The sequence below is a fragment of the Glaesserella sp. genome (assembly GCF_041814905.1).
GTDB lineage: Bacteria > Pseudomonadota > Gammaproteobacteria > Enterobacterales > Pasteurellaceae > Glaesserella.
In genome coordinates, this window is sequence record NZ_JBGXYA010000039.1 from 1 (window position 1) to 22,535 (window position 22,535).

Annotated in this window: 25 protein-coding genes; 23 read left to right on the forward strand and 2 right to left on the reverse strand. The window is 38.7% G+C overall.

From position 1 onward, the window contains the following. Positions 1-249 precede the first annotated feature (249 nt). The 13 genes from ACEYJ7_RS05970 (at position 250) to ACEYJ7_RS06030 (ending at position 10,341) form a co-directional block, all read left to right on the forward strand. Positions 250-1,461 (forward strand): tyrosine-type recombinase/integrase, encoded by a 1,212-nt coding sequence (locus tag ACEYJ7_RS05970; RefSeq protein WP_373778166.1) that lies wholly within the window; start codon positions 250-252, stop codon positions 1,459-1,461. 613 nt (positions 1,462-2,074) lie between these two features. Beyond that, positions 2,075-2,284 carry a helix-turn-helix transcriptional regulator gene (locus ACEYJ7_RS05975; RefSeq protein WP_373778167.1) on the forward strand — a complete coding sequence of 70 codons (210 nt, stop codon included), beginning with the start codon at positions 2,075-2,077 and terminating at the stop codon, positions 2,282-2,284. 8 nt (positions 2,285-2,292) lie between these two features. Next, entirely contained in the window at positions 2,293-2,967 is a 675-nt protein-coding gene (locus ACEYJ7_RS05980; RefSeq protein ID WP_373778168.1) for a hypothetical protein, read from the forward strand. Between the two features lies 1 nt (position 2,968). Further along, positions 2,969-3,943 carry a P2 family phage major capsid protein gene (locus ACEYJ7_RS05985; protein WP_373778169.1) on the forward strand — a complete coding sequence of 325 codons (975 nt, stop codon included), beginning with the start codon at positions 2,969-2,971 and terminating at the stop codon, positions 3,941-3,943. After that, complete coding sequence (locus tag ACEYJ7_RS05990; RefSeq protein ID WP_373778170.1) at positions 3,940-4,125, forward strand: hypothetical protein; 186 nt, start codon at positions 3,940-3,942, stop codon at positions 4,123-4,125. Before ACEYJ7_RS05985 ends, ACEYJ7_RS05990 begins: the two co-directional genes overlap by 4 nt. 152 nt (positions 4,126-4,277) lie before the next feature. Beyond that, positions 4,278-5,114 (forward strand): hypothetical protein, encoded by an 837-nt coding sequence (locus tag ACEYJ7_RS05995; protein ID WP_373778171.1) that lies wholly within the window; start codon positions 4,278-4,280, stop codon positions 5,112-5,114. 123 nt (positions 5,115-5,237) lie between these two features. Beyond that, positions 5,238-5,432, forward strand: a complete 195-nt coding sequence (locus ACEYJ7_RS06000) for a helix-turn-helix transcriptional regulator (RefSeq protein WP_373778172.1) — start codon at positions 5,238-5,240, stop codon at positions 5,430-5,432. Continuing rightward, on the forward strand, positions 5,432-5,806 hold the full coding sequence (locus tag ACEYJ7_RS06005; protein WP_373778173.1) for a transcriptional regulator: 375 nt from the start codon (positions 5,432-5,434) through the stop codon (positions 5,804-5,806). Before ACEYJ7_RS06000 ends, ACEYJ7_RS06005 begins: the two co-directional genes overlap by 1 nt. 311 nt (positions 5,807-6,117) lie before the next feature. Beyond that, a complete protein-coding gene (locus ACEYJ7_RS06010; RefSeq protein ID WP_373778174.1) occupies positions 6,118-6,684 on the forward strand; it encodes an ash family protein in 567 nt (188 codons plus the stop codon). Continuing rightward, positions 6,677-7,006, forward strand: coding sequence for a hypothetical protein (locus ACEYJ7_RS06015; protein WP_373778175.1), 330 nt, complete (start codon positions 6,677-6,679; stop codon positions 7,004-7,006). The genes ACEYJ7_RS06010 and ACEYJ7_RS06015 overlap by 8 nt, the downstream gene beginning before the upstream one ends. Beyond that, positions 6,999-7,412: a hypothetical protein gene (locus ACEYJ7_RS06020; protein ID WP_373778176.1), complete on the forward strand. Its 414-nt coding sequence runs from the start codon at positions 6,999-7,001 to the stop codon at positions 7,410-7,412. Before ACEYJ7_RS06015 ends, ACEYJ7_RS06020 begins: the two co-directional genes overlap by 8 nt. 9 nt (positions 7,413-7,421) lie before the next feature. Beyond that, positions 7,422-8,441: a tyrosine-type recombinase/integrase gene (locus tag ACEYJ7_RS06025; protein ID WP_373778177.1), complete on the forward strand. Its 1,020-nt coding sequence runs from the start codon at positions 7,422-7,424 to the stop codon at positions 8,439-8,441. A 34-nt stretch (positions 8,442-8,475) separates the two neighbouring features. Beyond that, the gene (locus tag ACEYJ7_RS06030) at positions 8,476-10,341 is read left to right on the forward strand and encodes a phage/plasmid primase, P4 family (protein ID WP_373778178.1); all 1,866 of its coding nucleotides are present in this window, start codon (positions 8,476-8,478) and stop codon (positions 10,339-10,341) included. Positions 10,342-10,354: 13 nt separating this feature from the next. Here ACEYJ7_RS06030 and ACEYJ7_RS06035 read toward each other — a convergent pair whose 3' ends face one another. Together ACEYJ7_RS06035 and ycaO are read right to left on the reverse strand one after the other, a co-directional pair. Then, positions 10,355-10,687: a hypothetical protein gene (locus tag ACEYJ7_RS06035; protein WP_373778179.1), complete on the reverse strand. Its 333-nt coding sequence runs from the start codon at positions 10,685-10,687 to the stop codon at positions 10,355-10,357. Between the two features lie 659 nt (positions 10,688-11,346). Continuing rightward, positions 11,347-13,107, reverse strand: a complete 1,761-nt coding sequence (ycaO, locus tag ACEYJ7_RS06040; protein WP_373778180.1) for a 30S ribosomal protein S12 methylthiotransferase accessory factor YcaO — start codon at positions 13,105-13,107, stop codon at positions 11,347-11,349. Positions 13,108-13,258: 151 nt separating this feature from the next. Between ycaO and rng the strand changes: the two genes are divergently transcribed. The 10 genes from rng (at position 13,259) to ACEYJ7_RS06090 (ending at position 22,500) form a co-directional block, all read left to right on the forward strand. After that, complete coding sequence (gene rng, locus ACEYJ7_RS06045; RefSeq protein WP_373778181.1) at positions 13,259-14,734, forward strand: ribonuclease G; 1,476 nt, start codon at positions 13,259-13,261, stop codon at positions 14,732-14,734. 153 nt (positions 14,735-14,887) lie between these two features. Beyond that, positions 14,888-15,925: an extracellular solute-binding protein gene (locus ACEYJ7_RS06050; RefSeq protein WP_373778182.1), complete on the forward strand. Its 1,038-nt coding sequence runs from the start codon at positions 14,888-14,890 to the stop codon at positions 15,923-15,925. A 177-nt stretch (positions 15,926-16,102) separates the two neighbouring features. Then, entirely contained in the window at positions 16,103-17,146 is a 1,044-nt protein-coding gene (locus ACEYJ7_RS06055; protein WP_373778183.1) for an extracellular solute-binding protein, read from the forward strand. 129 nt (positions 17,147-17,275) lie between these two features. After that, positions 17,276-17,869 carry an LPS export ABC transporter periplasmic protein LptC gene (gene lptC, locus ACEYJ7_RS06060; protein WP_373778196.1) on the forward strand — a complete coding sequence of 198 codons (594 nt, stop codon included), beginning with the start codon at positions 17,276-17,278 and terminating at the stop codon, positions 17,867-17,869. Between the two features lie 18 nt (positions 17,870-17,887). After that, positions 17,888-18,385, forward strand: coding sequence for a lipopolysaccharide transport periplasmic protein LptA (lptA, locus tag ACEYJ7_RS06065; RefSeq protein ID WP_373778184.1), 498 nt, complete (start codon positions 17,888-17,890; stop codon positions 18,383-18,385). 10 nt (positions 18,386-18,395) lie between these two features. Further along, the gene (lptB, locus tag ACEYJ7_RS06070) at positions 18,396-19,121 is read left to right on the forward strand and encodes an LPS export ABC transporter ATP-binding protein (RefSeq protein WP_373778185.1); all 726 of its coding nucleotides are present in this window, start codon (positions 18,396-18,398) and stop codon (positions 19,119-19,121) included. Between the two features lie 64 nt (positions 19,122-19,185). After that, positions 19,186-19,716: a PTS sugar transporter subunit IIA gene (locus ACEYJ7_RS06075; RefSeq protein ID WP_373778186.1), complete on the forward strand. Its 531-nt coding sequence runs from the start codon at positions 19,186-19,188 to the stop codon at positions 19,714-19,716. 9 nt (positions 19,717-19,725) lie between these two features. Further along, positions 19,726-20,586, forward strand: coding sequence for an RNase adapter RapZ (gene rapZ, locus ACEYJ7_RS06080; RefSeq protein ID WP_373778187.1), 861 nt, complete (start codon positions 19,726-19,728; stop codon positions 20,584-20,586). Between the two features lies 1 nt (position 20,587). Continuing rightward, on the forward strand, positions 20,588-21,772 hold the full coding sequence (locus tag ACEYJ7_RS06085; protein WP_373778188.1) for an FAD-dependent monooxygenase: 1,185 nt from the start codon (positions 20,588-20,590) through the stop codon (positions 21,770-21,772). Positions 21,773-21,921: 149 nt separating this feature from the next. Beyond that, on the forward strand, positions 21,922-22,500 hold the full coding sequence (locus ACEYJ7_RS06090) for a lipoprotein HlpB (protein WP_373778189.1): 579 nt from the start codon (positions 21,922-21,924) through the stop codon (positions 22,498-22,500). Positions 22,501-22,535 lie beyond the last annotated feature (35 nt).

Here is a 22,535-nt window from a genome sequence, read left to right on the forward strand (position 1 = left end):
GACTCATAATCGCTTGGTCACTGGTTCAAGTCCGGTAGGGGGGACCATTTCAAGGTTTTTATAAGTTCGCATAAGTAAAAAATCCTTGAAAAATCAATGAATAACGTAATTTTGTGTTTTTATAAGTTGGTTTAAGTTCGCTTACATCCGCCTTTAATTGTTACCTCGAATGTTACCTCGATGAAAAATTGAGAAAACGAGGTAACACGAGAAGGGAATTTTTGATATTTTTCAAAAGGTTATAAGCATATGAAACTTAACAACACCCTAATTAAAAATTTAAAACCATCAACCAAAGATCGTTACTTATCAGACGGCTTCAATCTTTACTTACTCGTTAAGCCAAATAGTTCAAAGTTATGGCGTTTTATCTATGTCAGCCCTGAAACTGGTTTACGAGTAAAAATGAGTTTGGGAAGCTATCCACACAAAAGCCTTGCAGAAGCTAGGGAAGAAGCTAGAAATCATCATAAGATTTTATCTCAAGGCTTTTGCCCTAAATCTTTTTTGATAAAACAAGCCGAAATCAAAAAAGAACAAAGCGAAACATTGCGGGATTTTGCCTATAAATGGATTGAATGGAAGCAGGCAAAGGCAAGCCAAAATAAACCGCTAAGCCCAAAAACTGTTAAGCGAACCATGCAACGCTTAGAAAATCATTTATTCCCTCGATTTAAAAATATGAGACTGATCGATGTTCGCTTAAAAGATGCTATTACTCGCCTTGAAGATTTAGAGAATAAAAAGCCCGATACACTTTATCGAATTGTGGGTAATTTTATTGAGATTATGGACTATGCACAGCTATTGGAAAAAATTCCTGATAATCCGATTAAACCTTTAAAAAAGGCGTTTAGTTCTGCTAAGGTTACACACCAGCCAACTATTCCGCCCGAACAATTACCTGAATTTTTGAAGGCGTTGCAGAAATCGAGCAGATCGCCACAAACCAAGCTTTTAATAGAATGGCAACTCGTAACTATGTTGCGACCTTTTGAGGCTTCCGCCGTTGAATGGGGAGATATAGACTTTAAAAATAAAGTTTTGACGATTCCAGCCGAAAGAATGAAGGGGGGAATGCGTTCGCATAGTATCCCGCTTTCTACACAGGCATTGGCTATCCTTGAAGAAATGAAGGCGTTCAATGGGCATCATGTTCACGTTTTTACAGGCAGGAATGAACGCCATAAACCAGCTAATAGTCAAACGGTAAATAATGCAGTAAAACGTATTGCGAAAGGTAAATATAAAGGCTTGCTCACTGCTCACGGCTTCCGCAGTATTGCGAGCACATATCTGAATGAGAATTTTACCGATGAACCGTTAGTCATTGAATCTTGCCTTTCCCACGTTGGGACGGATGCCGTTAGAAATGCTTATTTTAGAGGAAGTTATTTAGATCGCCGTGCTGCAATTATGCAAGCGTGGGGCGACTATGTAGAGCAATGTAAGAAAGCCTAGCCACCACACCAAGCGGGGAAATTATGCCCCGCTTTTTTATTTCTTCCTTTTTATTGTAAATATAAAACTTTTTTATTTTTAATCACTTGCTCACTTAATCACTTATATTCTATTTATCTATTTGATTTTCAAAAGAAAAAATAGAAGTGATTAAGTATAAATTAGAAGTGAGTAAGTGATTAAAAGTTATAAGTAAGTAACGAAATCGCCCGCCCCTAAACGCGGGCCGTTGTATCCCCACCACGCCCGCACACTAAATGTGTCGATTTTTACGCAAATGCAAAAATAGCCTTAAGCCTTGCCCTGTATAACGCCATTCACGCCCTAAACTGCTCTATTTTTTACGCAAATCTACGCAATTTTTTGCATTTCTACGCAGTCAAAAACGCCCTTTTTAAATTCTGCTTGATAGAACGATGAGAGAACCCACGAAAAACGCCCCATTTTTTGCAAAACCGCCCCAACATCTCACCGCTTGCAATCCCTAATTTTTGCTTGATTTTGTGAAATCAGCCATCACACCCCGAACAAATAGCCAAATTTCTACAATGTTTTATTCTTGCAAGCGTTCGCAGACAAACGCAAGCAGAACCAAAAACAACAGGGGCAACAAATGGAGCAAATCACAGGCAGAAAAGAGAGATTTATCAAAATTGACGAGGTAGAACGGCAAACGGCTCTATCAGAAGCAACAATCTATCGAAAAATGAAAAATAAAGAATTTCCCGAAAGCGTCAGCATAGGGGCAAATTCTAAAGTATGGCTGGAAAGTGAAGTTCAAGGCTGGATAGCCGAACAAGTTCAAAAATACCGTAACCAATAGGAAAAAATATGGAACAACTACAACAAAATTTTACTGCATTGAAAGAGCGATTTTCAGAACAAGAGCAGATCATTAAAAACAAGCTCAACGAACAAGAGAAAAATGCAAAATTACTAGAGGCGTTTAGAGAAGAAGCAAATGAGCTTATCTCTAGAACAAAAATCAAAATGGAAAATGGCGAAACGCTCACCGCAGACGAATACGTAGAATTAAAAAATGCAGACACCGGATTAAAAGCCCGCATTGAATATCACGAAGCCGTAGGAAATGATTTAAATAATGAAATCTATTTATTAAAAGAATCATTATTTATCCTTCAGCAAAAAATGAATGTGGTACGGGGTGAAATTACTGAACAAATAGCAACACAAAAGCTAGATAAATTTATTTCAGACAACCAAACATTATTAGGCGAATTATTTTCACTGCTTTACTATACAGGAAAATTTAAACCAAATGAAATTAGTTTTGAAGAGGAAAGCGACTTAATCATTAATCATTTAAAGCAAAAAATCGGAAGCGCTATTCCTCAAAATTATAACATTGAAGAAAGCCTAAAAACAAAAAGCCCATTATTATTAAACTTTAAATTAAAAACACCAACAGCAAAACACAGAGAAAAATTCAGCCAAACAGAAAACAAAAGCTTAAATGAATTATTAACCGCAATGATAGGAAATTAAAATGAAGAAAGACTTTAACCAAAAAATCAACGAACATTTAAATAAATTTGCTATTTCAGTTCAGCAGGAAGAAGATCTTATTGGCTGGAAAGTGGTTACCGTTGAAGACGAACAAGAACAGCGATTTTTTGCAATTTTAAAGCAGAATGATTTATTTAAAAATATCAACCTTGTAACAACAAAATACCAACAGGGTGAGGCGCTTGGATTGGTTCAAATTATGGCAGGCACAACCGACACAGATCGGGAAGAACGCATACCAAAACGGGCAACAATAGCGGGGGAATATCATTGCCAGCAAATGAATATTGACGGCTTTATTCCTTACGCAAAATTAGATAGCTACACAGCTGATCCTCTTTTTGATGAAACCGTCGAACGCTTTCTAAATACCCATTTGCTACAATCTATTTTAATGATTGGCTGGCACGGCAAAGAGCGTAAAGGCACATCAAACCCAGCAGAAAACCCAATGGGCGAAGATGTCCAAAAAGGTTGGCTACAGAAAATCAGAGATAACGCCACAGCAAAAAATAAAGACAATGTTTTAAATATTGGTGAAATCGGTGAAAATGGCACATATTCAACGCTAAATAAAGCCATAAAAGCAGGAATTAGCAAAATTTCCCCTGTTTATCGAGACGGCGATTTAATCGCAATTTGTGGGCGTGGTATTGTCGGAAATAGCCCGATTGAGAACAACAAAGAAGGTTTAAACGGGCAATTTATTACACGTTTACAAAACCTAGTGGGAGGATGTAAAGCCGTAATGCTTCCGCATTTCCCCGATAATGCGATTTTACTCACTCGATTAGATAATCTCTCTTTCTATGTACACCGCAACAATATTCGAAGAGGCTGGCTAGATGCACCAGAGCGAGATGCCCTCGAACATTTATTTAGTTTTAACGTTGATTTTGTTGTAGAAGATTTTGACGGATGTGCATTACTTGAAAATATCGAGTTAAACGAATGACAGAAAACCACCGCTATAAATCCGATATGATAGGCTTAAGTTTTATTGAAAAAATACAATTCATTTTAAACCTGTTAGAACAAGGGGCAATCGAAGAGCTGGAAGCCTATCAGCTTATTACTATGGAAGAGCCGAAGGCAGTAGATAAACCCGAACAAATCGGCACTATAGAATTTTTCTAACCTATCCCACCTTCCCCAACCTTCCACATCAAAAGCACGTGCCCCACACGTGCTTTTTCTCTTTCTTTCACTTTTCACTGTTTATAAAAACAGGTAAAATAAACGCATAAAAACCTATAAAACCACACACAAACAGCAAAGAGAATAAGAAGATGAACCAAGACTACAAACTACCGCCCCGCAAGTGGTACACCTTAGAGCAAGCCATAAAACGCATCAAACAATTAACAGGGGAAGAGCTGGAAATAGCGGATTTAATTCATTTTTGGAATATTGCTAAATTAGAATTATGTGTTGATTGTTCACTTTATCCTGTTGTTGCAAATATTGGAAATAGTCAATATAAGCAATCAAATTATTTTGAGTGTTTAACACCAACCGCTTTAGAAAACTATCAAAACAATGATCTTTTAGCTATCCATAAATTTGATAAACCAATAATTAAAGGCATTCAATTTTTTAACCAAATTGAAATTAGAAATGCCATTATTGCCAAAAATGATAAAGACCCAGAATTTAAAAATAAAATGAACATACAAGGATTTTTATCTATATTGAAAGATGAAAGAATAATTTCATCAGAAGAAGAAAAGTTATCTACCGGCGAAAAAATATCAATTTTTAATTTATTTCTTGCAACACCTAAAGAAACAAGTGAAGATAGGGAAAGAGTTATTTTCTTTCTTGATATAATTGGCAAAGCTAAAATTAGCAAAGATGATTTACGTATATTACATTCTGATTTGATGGACTTTATCGAAAATAAATCAAACCCACCCCAAATAGAAAATAAACCCCACCCCAAAACCCTAAACGCCCAAGCCGAATTTATTCGTAATTTACTGATAATGTTCTACGATGAAACCACCGCAAACAATATCAGAAAAGAGCTGGATAACCCAAACAGCGAAATAAGGCAAGATTTTGAACGAAAAGGACTGCAAACCCCAAGCGGTAAAACCGTTGATCGCTGGATAAACCAACCTTAAAAACCGCTCTCACGTTTTGGAATATTCCGAAAGTTTTTGGAATATTCCAAACGCCAAAATTCCCACTTCATAAAATCCCCTTTGCGAACTTAAACCACCTTATAAAAACACAAAGGGGAAACCATGACTACAACCACCCAAAGCCCGCTATTGCTTAGCGCAAACGAGCTAATAGCAAAACTTAACCTATCTAAAACCACAATTTACGACCTATTAAAAAAAGGACAATTCCCAAAGCCATTTATTCAAAAGCACAGATGCACCCGCTGGCGAGCATCCGACATTGAAAACTGGCTATCACAACAGGAGAACGACTAATGGCAGGACTAGAAATCAAATGCCCATTCTGCGGGGGAAAATGCCAAATCCGAACAAGCGACCGCCCCACCCTATTAAGCGTAAAAGCAACAGTTTTTTGCCCCTCTTGCGGAACGCTAAAAGCGGATTTTATCGGACAGCTTACCAACGTAAAAAGAGCCTTGTTTTTGGATTGCCCACAAGCGGAACGATGGAGCAAGACAGAAAAAGAACAAATTAAGGAAGACGGCAAAAAACCGCTATCGAATGAAGAACGCCTAAGACAATTCAGAGCAGGGAAAGACCAACCCGATCTATTTGAAGGCGACAGTGAGCCACAAAAACCGCTTACACCAGCGGAACGAGTGGAGCTTAGAAAGAGCGTGCAACACTAGGATAACCACTAATGCCCAAGCACATATCAAGAGAGGTAACAAAAATGCTAGAACTAATGGACAAATCGCCAAGAGTAAGAAAATTCATCTGGGGCGTTTTATTTACGGTTTTGTTTTACATCACGCTTGTTTATTTGCCTGATGTTATCAACGCCATAGCTAACTATAAGGCAATGATCAAATGATAATGAAACCGAACTAACCGCCCAACATACCAAACTCAACGCCAAAAAAAAAAACGGCTTGTCAATGTGTAGCCCATTTTGACAAGCCGAAATAATCAGGTTATAAACTATACGAGAATAATTAAGATGAAAAACCATGTTTTCTTTCAAAAACAGAAACAATCTACTGCAATTTCTGCTAAAATGCAAGAAATTTTAAGATTATTATTGACAACCCAAAAACATTCGCCGTATGCTATCCACGCTTTCGCAAAATCGGAAGCCGAGCCTCGAAACTCGAATTTACTATCGGCGAATAATAGCACGCCTTTAACCCGTGCTTTTTTTATTCGTTGCACACGCACACCCAAAGAAAACGCTTTAAGCGTTCTTCTCTCAATGGTAGCGTGTAGCGGGAAAGGTTCCGCCCTTTGCTGTTTACCGATAGTAGCAGTTTTCGAGCCCGTTGCACGCTATCGCCCAATCAGCCTCGAAACTGAAGCGATAGCCCCAACCAATCAACTATCGGAGCTATCAGCAATGATCTACAAATTTCTACTATTAGGCAAAAACCGCCTAACCATTCGCATTCGTGCCAACTCAGAAGCAGAAGCACGCCAACGCTTACAACTCTCAAATAATGCCCTATGCATTGCAAGATTTAACGACAATCTCACCGCTTGCAACCAAGTAAAAGGGGGGATTTATGCGTAATCGACAAACAGAACGCCAAGGCTATCATGTACCTTTCCCGCCCCTAGATGAATTATGCGGATATGCAAGCCTTCAATCTTTCGAACAAACACAAGAAAGAAAAAGCGAGATGCAAGAGAAATTATTTTTCTTTCAAGTGAACCTAGAAATTTCTAGCACCATCCCTTTTATTTATGACTGTATCAAAGAGCAAGCCCCAAGCTGGCAAGCATTAAACGCAAGCATTGAGGCAATGATAGAGCTACACAAAGCCTACAATCATCATATTAGAGAACAATTCAAGCAATTAGAAAAAGAGATGTTAGGGGGAGAAGATGAGTAAAGAACTACAAGCCCTACTTTTAAAAATTGATGAACGACTTTCAGGACTTGAGGAGCAAATAAAAGCGATACAAGACGAGCTACAAATCAATAGCATAAACCGCAAAAGCCGTAAAGTATGGACAGAAAAACAAATCGCCCATTATCTACGCTTAAGTTATGGCTATGTTGTATCAAACATTATCACCCTAGAAGACTTTCCAAAGCCGATAGATTACGGAAGCACAGGGCAAAAACGCCACCGCCGTTATCTTTCAGGGGAAGTAATCGCCTATTTTGAAGATGCCGAGCGAACCAAACAAACCCGCCGAATTATTCAGAAGCGGACACAGCAAGACATTAACGAATTAATGCTGCAAGCCCGAAGAAATGCAATCAAATCATTACGGGGATTTACGGGAATTTAGGGGGAAAAAATGACTATCACCACAAGAAAACTAAAAAGCGGGGAAACCCGCTATAGAGCCCAATACAGAAGAAATGGGGTAAGTACTTCAAAATGTTTTTTAAGCCTACAAGAAGCGAAACTATGGCTTGCAGAATTAGACCGATTAATTTTAGGGCATCAATATGTAGAAAAGCCATTTTTCAAATTTGAGGAAGTAATAGACCGCTACATTCGAGAAATTACCCCACAAAAGAAATCAAAACGAGGGGAGCTTTTTAGGCTGATCGGCTTTATGAAAAGTAACCCCGAACTAATTCAAATGAACATAAACGACATAAAAGCAGACCATTTCAACGAATGGCAGAAGAACAGGCAAAAACAAGTAAAAAACGGCTCAGTATCAAGGGAAAAATGCATACTTTCAGACATATTTACCAAAGCTATCAAATGGCAATACTGCACACATAACCCCGTAAAACAATCTGAAACAATAAAAGTAGAACCGCCGAGAAGCCGACGTTATCGAGATGAAGAAATCAAAATGTTAGTAAAAGCGAGCGGATACGAGCCACAAGGCGAAAACTTAACGCAAAAATCACGAGTGGGGGGAGCCTTACTATTTGCCATTGAAACAGGAATGCGACTAGGAGAAATCCACAAATTAACGTGGGAACACGTCAATTTAGAAAGAAGAACCGCATTTTTACCTGAAACGAAAAACGGACATGCAAGAACCGTTCCATTATCAAGTAAAGCCATAGATGTTTTACGCACATTAGCAAAGCTAAAACTCGAACTTGAAGGTAGTGTTTTTATGTTTAGTTCAGATGGAAATCTAGGCTCACTTTTTAGAAAGATAAAAGAAGAAGCGGGATTAGAGAATGCAAACTTACGCTTCCACGACGCACGCCGAGAAGCCCTTACTCGACTTGCAAAAAAATTTAACCCGATGGAACTCGCCAAAATCAGCGGACACCGAGATTTTACAATCTTACAAAATACTTATTACGCCCCTGATATAAGCGAATTTGCAAGCCGATTAGACTAGAAACAGCGGGCGAAATTTTCGCCCGTTCATCAAAATGGATGATAATATGATTAGAAGCAAACTTATTCCAGCCCCAAACGTTAAGAAACAAGATCAAACAGGCGAAACTGAAATAACGGTTTATGTTGGTTCGCAGGCTTGGGATTTTTCAAAAGCCGAATTACCAAGAAATGCCGATGAAATTGCCTTATCTGAAAGTTTAGGGGAAAGTAAATATTTCCCACCTGTTATTATTTCCGATGAAATTCTATCAGAAATAGAAAAGCGACAAATTGCCCCAAAGAATACGCAATTTTTAAAGTTACACCGAGCAAACCACGGGCAACCACTCAAAGCCGATAGACTAACGGCGTTATGCTTAAATCTCGCCGAAAATAATCCTTTTTTGCATAGTGTTACACTATTGAATGAAGCTGGCGAATTAGAAGAAGAATTAACAGCTTACATTAAAGAACTACGCACAAACAAAGAAAAGCAAGATTTAGCAAAATTAGCCATAGACAGCGGAAAAAGTGAAGAGCAAAAACAAGCCGAATACTTATCATTATTTGAAAAATTAAGCCCTAAAGAACGCTTAATAGAGTTTTTAGAATGGGGAAAATATGCCTTTGCATTCAATCAATCACAAGGGAACGCTATTTATACATTTACGGGAATTAAATGGGAAAGATTAAGCAAAGAGATGATCTCACGATTGATAAATAGCTTTTTTGTTGCAAAAGGCTATTTAAAATACGGGCAAAACCAAATAGACAACATTATAAAATGCATTGCATCATCTGATGAATATGTTCCATTAATGAATGAGCCTAATCCTGAATTTTTAGCCTTTAGGAACGGAATACTACATAAAAGAACGGGGGAATTTAAGCCACATTCTAAAGAAAACTACTTACTTTCATTTATTGATACAAATTACAGAAAGGAACAGCAAGCAACCCCAAATTTTGATAAATGGTTAAACTTTGTAAGCGAAGAAAAAGCAGAACGACGAGATCGTATTCTAGCCGCACTTTATATGATTTTGACTAATCGCTATGAGTGGCAATTATTCCTAGAAATTATCGGAGAAGGGCGAAGCGGTAAAAGCACATTTACCGCAATCGCCGAGCTACTAGCAGGAGCAGAAAACACTGCAAGTATTTCATTGAAAAATTTAGAAAACCCCGTAACACGTTGCAACATCATCAATAAAACACTTGTAATAAGCCCAGACCAAAAACGCTATATTGGTGAAGGTGAAGAACTGAAAAACATTACAGGGGGAGACTTGATTCAATTTAACCCAAAATATGAAACACCATTTCAAGAAAGAGTGAAATGCACTTTTGTTATTACTGGTAATGAACCTATGATTTTTACTGAAAATAACGGGGGAATTGATAGACGTAGAGTAATTTTTAAATTTGACAGACAAGTACCGAAAGAACAGAGAGATCACTATTTAATAGAAAAAATCAAAGCGGAATTAAACGGCGTAATTAATTTGCTACTAGAGAAATTCAAAGATCCTTATCACGCTTTAAAACTGATTGAAGACCAAATGGAAAGTGATGAGGCAATGAAAGTTAAAGAGGAAACAGATCATCTACTCGATTTTTTAAATGCTTTCCATACGAAAGAAGAAAATTTAGCTAGAGGACTTTATTTAGGCAGACCAAAAACGATGTATCAAGACGCTTTTAAGGAGTATTTACAATCAGCCTACGATCTTTATTGCCGCATTAACGACATTACAAAGCCAATCAGTAAAAATAGGTTTAGAGACTCGATAGAAAAAGCAATCAAGAAAAAACGAATGCATCCAACGTTAAAAATAAGCCTAATTGACGGTAAGAATAGGACAAATATCTATTTCAATAATGTACACACTATCGAAGATGAATGGCGAAATAGTTAAAATAAAAGGATGGTTACAGCCTTTTTTTGCTTTTATCTATTTCATCACATAATGAAGAAATGCAATTCGCGAAGCTTTCAAGTAAGAGTAAGCCAATAAAAATGAACGGAGAGAAGAAAATCAAAACTAGAACAACAAGACAAGCCGATAATATAGCCCATTCAGCAACCCCCTGAATATCTCGCAACAAATAAAGAGTAACGGGAAAAAGAAAGAATAGCCCCAAAAATACACAGAACTCGAACATTTCTTCAGACGGTTCCATACCAATAGAGAAAAAGGCAAAGTAAATCCAAGCAATCACAACAAAGCCCACAATGCCGAGAATGATATAAATCAAATCCATAGCCATACCCCATTTTTTCTTCTTAGTGGAATTTTTAGTAAAAATACCTACATTGTCAATGTGAAATGTTAGAAGTGAATAACTTAAATCACTTGATCACTTCTAATCACTTAAAAACCAAATAAAAAATCTTTGATAATCAATAAGTTAATGTTCACAAGTGTTCAAGTGAGCAAGTGATTAAAATCGCCTAAAAGTTTTAAAAAAATTTTTTATCTATTTTTATTTGCTATTTGTGAATAATAAAATTGATTTTTATCAAATTATTTCTTCAGCATTGAACCCTTTGCAAAACCACCCAAAACCGATCAAAAATAGACCACGTAAGCGAACCATAAAAGAGCTTGTTACCTCAAATGTTACCTTTTTACCGATTTTTAGTTTTGCATTCTCTTATTTATCAGTAAGTTATAGCTAGGATCAAAAACGGTAGGGGGGACCATTCTTATTACCCTTTACCCGAGTTATCTTTCTTTACATTCCTTGAAATACAAAACGCAATAAGCTTTTTGCCTATGGAGGATGCTGGCCCCGGCGATTGCTACACTCAACGTCGATAAAAAATATATTGTCGTTATGCGGATTGAAGATATCCGAACGAATAACGGTACGATTTGCAAATTATTGGCAAAATCGTACCGCTTGTATCAAGGTAGGGATTACTGGAATGCCGCGATTTTGGCTTTTTGAAGCTTTTTGTAAGCCGCTAAAAGTTTTTGATGGGCGTTGAGATCAGCGAGGGTTTCATCCGCTCCACTTAAGCCGTGGAACGGGTTGCCGCCTTGTACCGCAGACCACGCAAAGTCCACCGCATCTTTGCCGTACATTTTATTAAATACCATACGATATTGTTCCGGTTCACGTGCTTCATCTAAGAACAACTCAATCGACTGAATCAAACAGCGGTAGTAGTTATTGCGTTCTGCTGAGAATACGGAGGCATTCATATTGGCTGTCCAGTTTGCCCAATCCAATGCTTCTTCAAGGTTGCCTAACACAAGGTGTAACATTGATTTTAATTCGCCGATACGCAAGGTTTGCAGTGCTGAGCCTTTTTCTGCCACCACGCCGATAAACTCACGCACACGGGTCATATCGTCAATGCTTTGTTCGTCCAACTCGTCCAATAACTCTTGGTAGGTTTCTTGATCGTGGTGGAAATATGGCAAGTCGAGCAAAATCTCACGCCATTCCATTCCCATATTGTTGTTTGCATAAATTAAGTCGTCTGACGGATAGATATTTGACATACCCGGGGCAAGAATACGGCAAGCGTAAACGCCTAAATGTTCGTAATCCATAATATAGACTTCTTGTTTATGCTTATTGAAGATTGCCATTAAGTTGGCAAATTCTTGCTCTGTTGTGCCTGAAAAATCCCAATGAACAAAATCATAATCCGCTTCAGATTTGAAAAGATCCCACGAAATCAGACCGCTTGAGTCAATGAAGTGGGTTTCAAGGTTAGCGTGATCCGCCACATCTTCATTATTAAATGAAGGCGGTGCAAACACATCTAAATCTTTCAAGCTACGACCTTGTAATAATTCGGTGACAGTACGTTCAAACGCCACTTGGAAATTCGGGTGTGCGCCGAAAGAGGCAAAACAAGTGCCGTTGTTCGGATTGAGTAAGATCACACAAATCACAGGGAATTCACCGCCGAGTGACGCATCGTAGCAGAGAATCGGGAAGCCTTCTTGTTCTAATTTTTCGATAGAGGCTTTGATTGTCGGGTAGCCGTCAATCACACTTTGTGGAATTTCAGGCAGGCTGATCGCTTCTGTGATAATGCGGTTTTTCACAAAACGCTCAAACACTTCCGATAAGCCTTGTACACGGGCTTCGTTTTTGGTGTTACCCGCAGACATACCGTTCGATACGAATAAGTTACCGATGATACTTTGCGGAATATAGACCGTTTGACCGTCGGATTGACGGGTATAAGGCAGCGCCACGATACCACGATCTGGATTGCCCGATTGTAAATCGATCAATAAATCAGGGGTTAAATCGCCGTGAGGGTCGAAATAATCACGCAAGAACGGATCTAAAATGCCTTCCGGTAGCGTTTCTTCATTTTCGATTTCAAACCATTTTTCACTTGGATAGTGAACAAATTTGCCTTCGGCAATCTCTTTGCCTAAATAGAAATCCGCCCAGAAATAATTGGTCGATAAACGTTCAAAATACTCCCCTAACGCAGACGCTAACGCTGCTTTTTTACTTGCCCCTTTACCGTTTGAGAAACATTGTGGACAGTCTGCATCACGAATATGTACCGACCATACATTCGGCACAGGGTTGAGCCACGAGGCTTCTTCAATATTAAAGCCTAAGTCTTTTAATTTCGTTTGGAATTTTTCGATACTCTCTTCAAGGGCGGCATCTTTACCCGTAATAAAGGTTTTTTCGGTCATAGTTTTTTCTCTTTGTACAAAATGGCGTGCAGACTATCAAATAATTGGCTTAAATCAAAGAAATGTTGCCTTTTTGCAAAAAAATTTAACAAACAGACCGCTTGTTTAGTGGTAGAATCAGTTCAGTTTCAAGTTATGTAAAGAACAATTTATGAACTGTGCAGAATTATTAGTCAACGTCACCCCCAGTGAAACCCGTGTGGCGTTAGTCGAAAACGGGATTTTAAAAGAAGTCCACATTGAGCGCGAATCCAAACGCGGCATTGTGGGGAATATTTATAAAGGACGAGTTACCCGCGTACTTCCGGGAATGCAATCCGCTTTTGTCGATATCGGCTTAGAAAAGGCGGCGTTTTTACATGCGTCCGATATTGTTTCGCATACGGAATGCGTAGATGAAAACGAGAAGAAGCAATTTGTGGTAAAAAATATCAGTGAACTGGTACGTGAAGGGCAGGATATTGTTGTGCAGGTTGTGAAAGATCCTCTGGGTACCAAAGGAGCGCGTTTAACGACAGATATCACGCTGCCTTCACGTTATTTGGTCTTTATGCCGGAAAACAGCCATGTCGGCGTCTCGCAACGGATTGAAAGCGAAGAAGAACGTAACCGTTTAAAAGCCTTAGTTGAACCTTATTGTGATGAGTTGGGCGGTTTCATTGTGAGAACGGCTGCGGAAGAAGTGAGTGAGGAAAGTTTACAGCAGGATGCGGCATTTTTGAAACGTTTATGGCGTAAAGTCATGGAGCGTAAAGGTAAATATCCTGCAAAATCGATGTTGTACGGAGAATTGGCTTTGGCACAACGTGTATTGCGCGATTTTGTCGGTACGCATATTCATTCTATTCAAATCGATTCAAAAATGACCTATGAACAGGTTAAAGAATTTCTATCCGAATTTATGCCGGAATTAACCGAAAGTGTTACTTTGTATAACGGTACTCAACCTTTGTTTGATGTTTATCGGGTGGAAGATGGTATTCAAAGTGCGCTCAATAAGCGGGTGGATCTGAAATCCGGCGGTTATTTGATTATTGAGCAGACCGAAGCAATGACGACTATTGATATTAATACCGGTGCATTCGTCGGTCATCGTAATTTAGCGCATACTATTTTTAATACGAATATTGAGGCAACGCAGGCGATAGCGCATCAGCTTCAATTACGCAATCTCGGCGGTATTATCATCATCGATTTTATTGATATGTTGGAAGAAGAGCACCGTGAACGTGTATTGGAATCTTTAGAGTTGGCATTAAAAGGCGATCGAGTAAAAACCAATGTGAACGGTTTTACTCAGCTTGGCTTAGTTGAAATGACACGTAAACGTACGCGCGAAAGTTTGGAACGTGTGCTGTGTTGTGATTGTCCGTCTTGTCAAGGGCGCGGAACGATAAAAACCGTTGAAACCGTCTGCTACGAAATTCTACGTGAAGTGGTGAGAGTTCATCACCTATATCGCTCCGAGCGTTATGTAGTTTATGCTTCGCGCAGTGTTGCCGAATATTTAATTAATGAAGAATCGCATGCTTTATTGGCGGAATTGGAGGTCTTCATCGGTAAAAAAGTGGAGATAAAAATGGAACCTTACTATCATCAGGATCAATTTGATGTCGTTGTGATGTAAATTTTGGCTTGATAGTTCAAAAAATAAACTGTTTACTGATAAAATTCTTGCAAAATACGGGGGGGGGCTTAGAATGCCCCCACCTTTCGTTTGGAAGGGTAAAAAATCATCGGAGTAATCTCACTACTTTTCATTCATTTAGGAGAAACATAAATGAAAAAATGGGCTGTGGCTTTAACATCAGGTATGGTAATTTTCAGTGCGAATGCAATGGCAAACGATACAGTACATCTTTATACATGGACTGAGTATGTGCCGGAAGGTTTGCTTGAAGAGTTCACAAAAGAAACTGGTATCAAGGTTGTAGTTTCAACCCTTGAATCAAATGAGACAATGTATGCAAAGCTCAAAATTCAAGGTAAAAGCGGCGGATATGATGTTATCGCGCCAACGAACTATTTTGTATCAAAAATGGCTCGTGAAGGGATGTTAATGGAATTAGATCACAGTAAATTACCTGTGATTAAAGATCTTAATCCGGATTGGTTAAATAAACCTTACGATAAAGGTAACAAATATTCTCTTCCTCAATTATTAGGTGCTCCGGGTATTGCGTATAATACGGGTACTTACCAAGGTAGCGATTTTACTTCTTGGGGTGATTTATGGAAGCCGGAATATAAAGGAAAAATCCAGCTTTTAGATGATGCTCGTGAAGTATTCAATATTGCATTATTGAAAATGGGACAAGATCCGAATACGCAAGATCCTGCGGTGATCAAAGCGGCATACGAAGAACTATTAAAACTTCGCCCAAACGTATTGGCGTTAAGTTCGGATAACCCGGCAAACTCTTTTATTGCGGGTGAAGTTGAGTTAGGTCAGTTATGGAACGGTTCAATTCGTATTGCCAAAAAAGAAGGTGCACCGATTAATATGGTGTTCCCAAAAGAAGGTCCGGTTCTATGGGTTGATAACTTAGCGATTCCGTCTAATGCGAAGAACGTAGATGGTGCACACAAGTTAATCAATTACTTATTAAGTGCCCCAGTTGCGGAAAAATTAACTTTAGAAGTCGGCTATCCAACGTCTAACTTAAAGGCGCTTGAAATGCTCCCTAAAGAAATTACTGAAGATCCGGCAATTTATCCGACAGCAGAAATTTTACAAAAAAGCCAATGGCAAGATGACGTTGGTGATGCTATTGAACTTTACGAAAAATATTATCAAGAGTTCAAAGCAGCTAAATAATATCTAACAGATTGAAAACCCTAAGAAATTCTTAGGGTTTTTTATTGAGTGTTGTCATAGATTTTTCTTGCATTCAGGGCTAATTAGCCTAGAATTCCAACTTACCTTTTTGAGGTAAGTTTTTATACATTATTGTATAAATAGTGATCTAACTCCCTGATTTGGAGATGCACAGAAATGAAAAAATGGGCTGCAGTTTTAACGGGAATGGTAGTGCTTTCTACCAATAATTTGGCAATGGCTAAAGATGATATCGTTTATCTTTATACATGGTCGGAGTATGTACCGGAAGGATTATTGGATGATTTTACTAAGCAGACGGGTATTAAAGTTATAGTATCGAGCTTAGAATCGAATGAAACCATGTATGCCAAATTAAAAACATTAGGTAAAAACAGTGGTTATGATGTAATTGCACCGACAAGCTATTTTGTTTCTAAAATGGCACGCGAAGGGATGTTAAAAGAATTAGATCACAGCAAATTACCGGTATTAAGTGAACTTGATCCGAATATGTTAGATCGCCCGTTCGATAAAGGTAACAAATATTCTGTTCCACAATTATTCGGTGCCACAGGTATTGCTTACAATACAGAAACACGAGATCCGTCGAAGTTTCAATCTTGGGGAGATTTATGGAATCCTGAGTTTAAAGGCAAAGTGCAGATGTTAGATGATCCGCGCGAAGCTTTTAATATCGCATTGCTGAAAATGGGACAAGACCCGAATACTCAAGATCCGGAAGTGCTTAAAGCAGCTTATCAAGAGCTGTTAAAGCTACGTCCTAATATTTTGGCATTTAACTCCGATAATCCTGCAAGTTCGTTTATTTCCGGTGAAGTGGATATCGGCTTATTATGGAACGGCTCTGTTCGTATTGCCAAAAATGAAGGTGCTAAGATTGATATGGTTTACCCGAAAGAGGGTACGCCGCTTTGGATTGATAATCTTGCAATTCCTGTTACTGCAGCAAATCCGGAAGGTGCATATAAACTGATTAACTATATGCTTTCTGCGCCCGTTGCAGCAAAATTGACAGAATCTATTGGTTATCCTACTGCAAATGCAAAAGCGTTGAAGTTGCTACCGAAAGAACTTACCGAAGACGGGGCAGTATTTATCAAACCGGATGTAATCGAAAGAAGTGAATGGCAGGTGGACGTCGGAGATGCCATCGACCTGTATGAAAAATACTATCAAGAGCTAAAAGCAGCCAAATAAAGCCAAAATGCCTCGAAATTCGAGGCATTTTTTATTCCGCACATAAAACTTTTCCCAAAATATTCGTTCTATATTGACATTGAAATTTATGATATGATTTATCGTTATATCTATAATTATAGAGATGTTATGAATATACGTTTAAATGTCATTTTACTCGTGATTGTTGCGGTTCTGGGCGGTTGGTATTACAGCCAGCAAACAACAGAAACAGCAGAATTACAATTAATTAAAAAAGAGGGCGACCCGGAATATGTTGGACAACAAATGACCACAATGGTCTATGATCTTGCCGGCAAGCCGCAATATTTTGCTGAAGCCCAAGAGATTAAGCGCTACGAAAATACAGAACGAACTGAATTTCTTAAGCCGCTACTCGATTTGTTTGATAAAGACAGCGCAATCAGGCAATGGAAAGTCAGTGCTGATTATGCAAATGTAACGAAAGACAAAATATTAACGTTAAAAGGTCATGTGAAAATTAAAAGCCTTGATCCTAACTCACGTTTGCAAGAAATCGAGACAGACAGCCTTTCCATTGATTTAAATACACAAGATATTTTTTCGGAAAGTGTCGTAAAATCTGTTGGTATGGGATTTACTACTACCGGCACTGGTCTAACCGGAAATTTAAAAAAACAGGTTGCGACACTCACAAAAGATGTAAAGACCTATCTTGAACCTACCGTCATTAAACAAGCTGATAGAGCATCAGAGAATTAAAAAGAGTAAGGACAAACAATGAAACTTGTAATGAAATCCGCATTTTTCACTGCTTTATTTGCGATGAGTTTTTCAGCTCACGCACTTAAAGGTGATACTGACCAACCTATTAATATTGATTCGGGCAGTCAATCTTTGGATATGGAAAATAATGTTGTAACTTTTACCGATAACGTTGTAATTACACAAGGTTCAATCAAAATTAATGCGGCAAAAGTCGTTATCACTCGCCAAGAAGGGAAAAAAGAAACCATTGATGCAACCGGTTCTCCGGTGGTTTTCCAACAAACCTTAGATGACGGAAAACCTGTCAACGGTCGTGCTAACAGCGTACATTATGATCTCGGCACAGAATTTTTAACCTTAATCGGTAATGCAGAATTGAAACAGCAAGACAGCTCTATCAAAGCGGAAAAAATCACTTACGACGTAAAAAAACAGCAACTAAAAGCATTGAGTGACGGAAAATCACGTGTAAAAACCATCCTGATTCCAACTCAATTACAACAGAAATAGTAGGTAGAAAATGCCAACGCTTTATGCAGAACACTTAGCAAAAAGTTATAAAAACCGCCAAGTCGTTAAAGATGTCAGTTTGAATGTGAAAGCCGGTGAAATTGTCGGCTTGCTTGGACCGAACGGTGCCGGTAAAACGACAACATTTTATATGGTCGTCGGTTTGGTTCGTCACGATCAGGGTAAGATCCGAATTGACGATCTTGATATTAGCGTATTACCGATGCACGACAGAGCGAAACAAGGTATCGGTTATTTGCCTCAAGAGGCATCGATTTTCCGTCGTTTAAGCGTTTATGATAACTTAATGGCGGTGCTTCAGATTCGTAAGGATCTAAGTAATGATGAGCGTCGAGCGCGGGCGGATGAGCTCATTGAAGAATTTCATATTGAACATATTCGCAACAGTTTAGGGCAATCTTTATCCGGTGGTGAACGTCGTCGTGTTGAAATTGCACGCGCTTTGGCTGCGAATCCTCAATTTATTTTACTTGATGAACCTTTCGCCGGTGTCGACCCGATTTCAGTTATCGATATCAAAAAAATCATCGTAAACTTAAAAGAACGTGGTTTAGGTGTATTAATTACCGACCATAACGTTCGCGAAACGCTGGACGTTTGTGAACGAGCGTATATCGTTGGTAGCGGACAGATGATCGCAAGTGGCACGCCGCAACAAGTATTGAATAATCCGGATGTAAAACGCGTTTATTTAGGCGATCAATTTAAACTTTAATCTTAACAAGCGGTAAGATTTGCAAAATTTTTTGCAAAACCGACCGCTTGTAACCGGAATAGCAATGAAACTCACAGCATTTTTATCTCCGAGCCATATCCATCAGGGCGTGATACTTTCTAGTAAGAAGCGAGCTTTGGAATTGATCGGAAAAATTGTAGCAGAACAGATTAACCAGGAATTTAAATGTGATAAACAGCATGAACTATGTCCGGTTGATTGTTTCAGTAACCTGTTTAAGCGAGAAAAATTAGGTTCAACTGCGATTAACAATGGCGTCGCATTACCCCATGCAAAATTACCGGCTAATTCCGCGTTACTATTGGAAAAACCGATTGCGGTTTTTTTACAGTTAGAAATGCCTATTGATTACGAAGCGAGTGATAATAAAGAAGTTGATTTAATATATGCGATCTTATTTCCTGAAAACAGTTGCGATCGTTATAAAGGGGCTTTGCAAGATATTGCACAGCAATTAAGTGATAAAAATTTATTAAAACACTTACGATCCGCCAAATCAGTCGAAGAACTTTGGCAAGTTTTAGAATATGCGGATAATCAGCAAATGAATAATGATGAATCGGAAAAAAATTAGGGAGAATATATGGAATTAATCATAATCAGCGGCCGCTCAGGCTCCGGAAAATCTGTTGCTTTACGGGCTTTAGAAGACGTAGGTTATTATTGCGTTGATAATATTCCATTACCTCTTATTCCTCAGCTTGCCGAATTTTTGGCGACATCAGACAGATCGGCTGTTGTCAGTTTAGATATTCGTAATTTGCCGGAAGACCCGAATGCCTTAGAAGAAATCTTAGCCAAATTACCGCCGGAAATTACGACGAAACTGATTTTTTTAGATTGTGAGCGTAATACTTTAATTCGTCGCTATAGTGATTCTCGTCGTTTGCACCCTCTATCTAATCGTGATCTCTCCTTGGAAAGTGCAATCGATCACGAAAGCAATTTGCTGGAGCCGTTGATTCAACAAGCTAACTATATTATCGATACAACACATATTTCATCTCACGAATTGGCAGAAAGTTTGCGGGGGCTATTACACGGTTCGCCGGAAAAAGAGTTGAAAATTATCGTGGAATCTTTTGGTTTCAAATATGGTGTACCTGCAGATGCCGATTATGTTTTTGATGTGCGTTTTTTACCAAACCCTCATTGGAATCCGGATCTTCGACCGATGACAGGATTGGAACAACCGGTCATTGAATTTTTAGAGCGTCAAACCGAAGTGCATAATTTTATTTATCATACTCGTACTTATTTGGAAATGTGGTTACCCGCATTAGAAAAAAACAATCGTAGCTATTTAACAATAGCTATCGGTTGTACCGGAGGTAAGCACCGTTCGGTATTTATTGCGGAGCAGCTTGGGCAATATTTTGAAAGTCGCGGTAAGAATGTTCAGATAAGACACCGTAGTTTAGAATATCACCACAGAAGTATTTAAAATGAAAACAGCAGATATTGTAATCATTGGCGGCGGTATGGTGGGATTAGCCTTAGCCGCTTTACTTGAAGAGTGCGATTGCCGTATAAAAATTATTGAAAAATCCGCCCCCAATCCTTCCGTCGATCGCCTATCTAATCGTGTCAGTGCGATTAATCACACCAGTCAAAAAATGCTAACTCAAGTGGGAGCTTGGCAACAAATTCCATTAGATCGTTTATCTCCCTATGATCAAATGTATGTCTGGGAAAAAGACAGCTTTGCCAAAATCCATTTTGATAACAATGAATCAATGATTAAGCAATTAGGTTTAGCACAGCTGGGTTTTATCATTGAAAATGAGCAGATCTTGGCTGCGTTATGGAATAAAGTCAGCCATCAAAAAAACGTCGAACTTTTATTGACGGTGCCGAATACTTTAGGTATTAGTGAAAATGGTGCATTTCTTACCTTAGCTAACGGTGAAATGCTTTCTACCAAATTGGTCGTTGGTGCGGACGGTGCAAATTCCTGGGTTCGCCAACATACTAATATTCCTCTGGTTAGCCGAGATTATCAACATACGGCTTTAGTGTGTAATGTCAGAACCGTAGAGCCCCATGCTAAAACCGCTCGCCAAATCTTCTTGCCGGACAGCATTTTGGCTTTTCTGCCTTTGAATGATCAACATCTTTGCTCGATTGTTTGGTCTTTACCTCCGGAACAAGCTCAAAAATTAGTTGTTTGTGATGAAACCCGTTTCCAACAGGCGCTATCCGTTGCTTTTGATAACCAACTGGGTTTATGCGAATTGCAAAGTGAACGGGCAATCTACCCGCTTGTTGCCCGCTATGCACGTAATTTTGCCCAACAACGAGTCGCATTGATTGGTGATGCTGCTCATACTATTCATCCGTTAGCAGGGCTGGGAGTCAACTTAGGTTTTGCCGATGCGATGACGTTAGCTACTGAAATTAAAACAAATTTAATGCTTGGTAAAGATATTGGCGATTACCGTCACTTACGCCAGTTTGAACGTATTCGTAAAGTGGAAGCAGTAAAAATTTTGACAGTGATGGAAGGATTAAAGCAGCTTTTTTCCGGTGATCATCCGTTGAAAAAATTCATTCGAGGTGTTGGATTAACGGTGACAAATCAGAATAATTTGGTAAAAAAATTGTTAATATCTCAAGCAATGGGGGTTTAATTGTCTGTTTTTTGCTCATCCGGGAGCCTAATCCTAGCCAAAAATGAACAAATTTTTCCTTATGAGGTCCATTAACTGTACAATAAGGTTGCCTTACATTTTGTAAGGTTTGTTTTTTCTTCACTCTTAAATCATTCGAGGATTGTTCAATGAACAAAATGACAAAAATCAGTGCAGCAGCACTATTCGCGATTTTCTTAACTGCATGTGACAAACCGGCTGACAAACCGGCAACAGAAGCTCCAAAAGCAGAAACTCCGGCAGCTCAACAATCAGCTCCTGCAGCAGAAGCGCCGAAAACAGAAGCTGCGCCTGTAGCTGCAGATCAACAAGGCATTGAAGATTTCAAGAAAATTGTTGAGTGGAACCAAGCCCAAGAACAAACACTGGCTGGTTTCCAAGCTGAACTCCAACAAAAATTAGCAAGCCAAGATAAAGCACAAATCGAAGAAGCTTTAAAAACCTTTACCAGCAAAGTGGATGAAGTGTTAAAAAGCTTAGATTCGCTTGATATCAAAAATGCGGATGTAAATGTATTCAAAGCAAAAACCAAAGAAACATTGACACTTTCAAATGAGTTAATTGCAGAATCCGTTAAAGCAATGGCAAATCCAACAGCAACAGACGTGCAAAAAGTTATTCAAGATAAAACTCAACAGTTAATGCAATCTGGTGCAGAGTTACAAAAACTTCAAGCTGAATTACAACAAAAATTCGGTGGTCAATAATTTCAACTCATAGTTGAGTAGAAATGGAAAAGGTT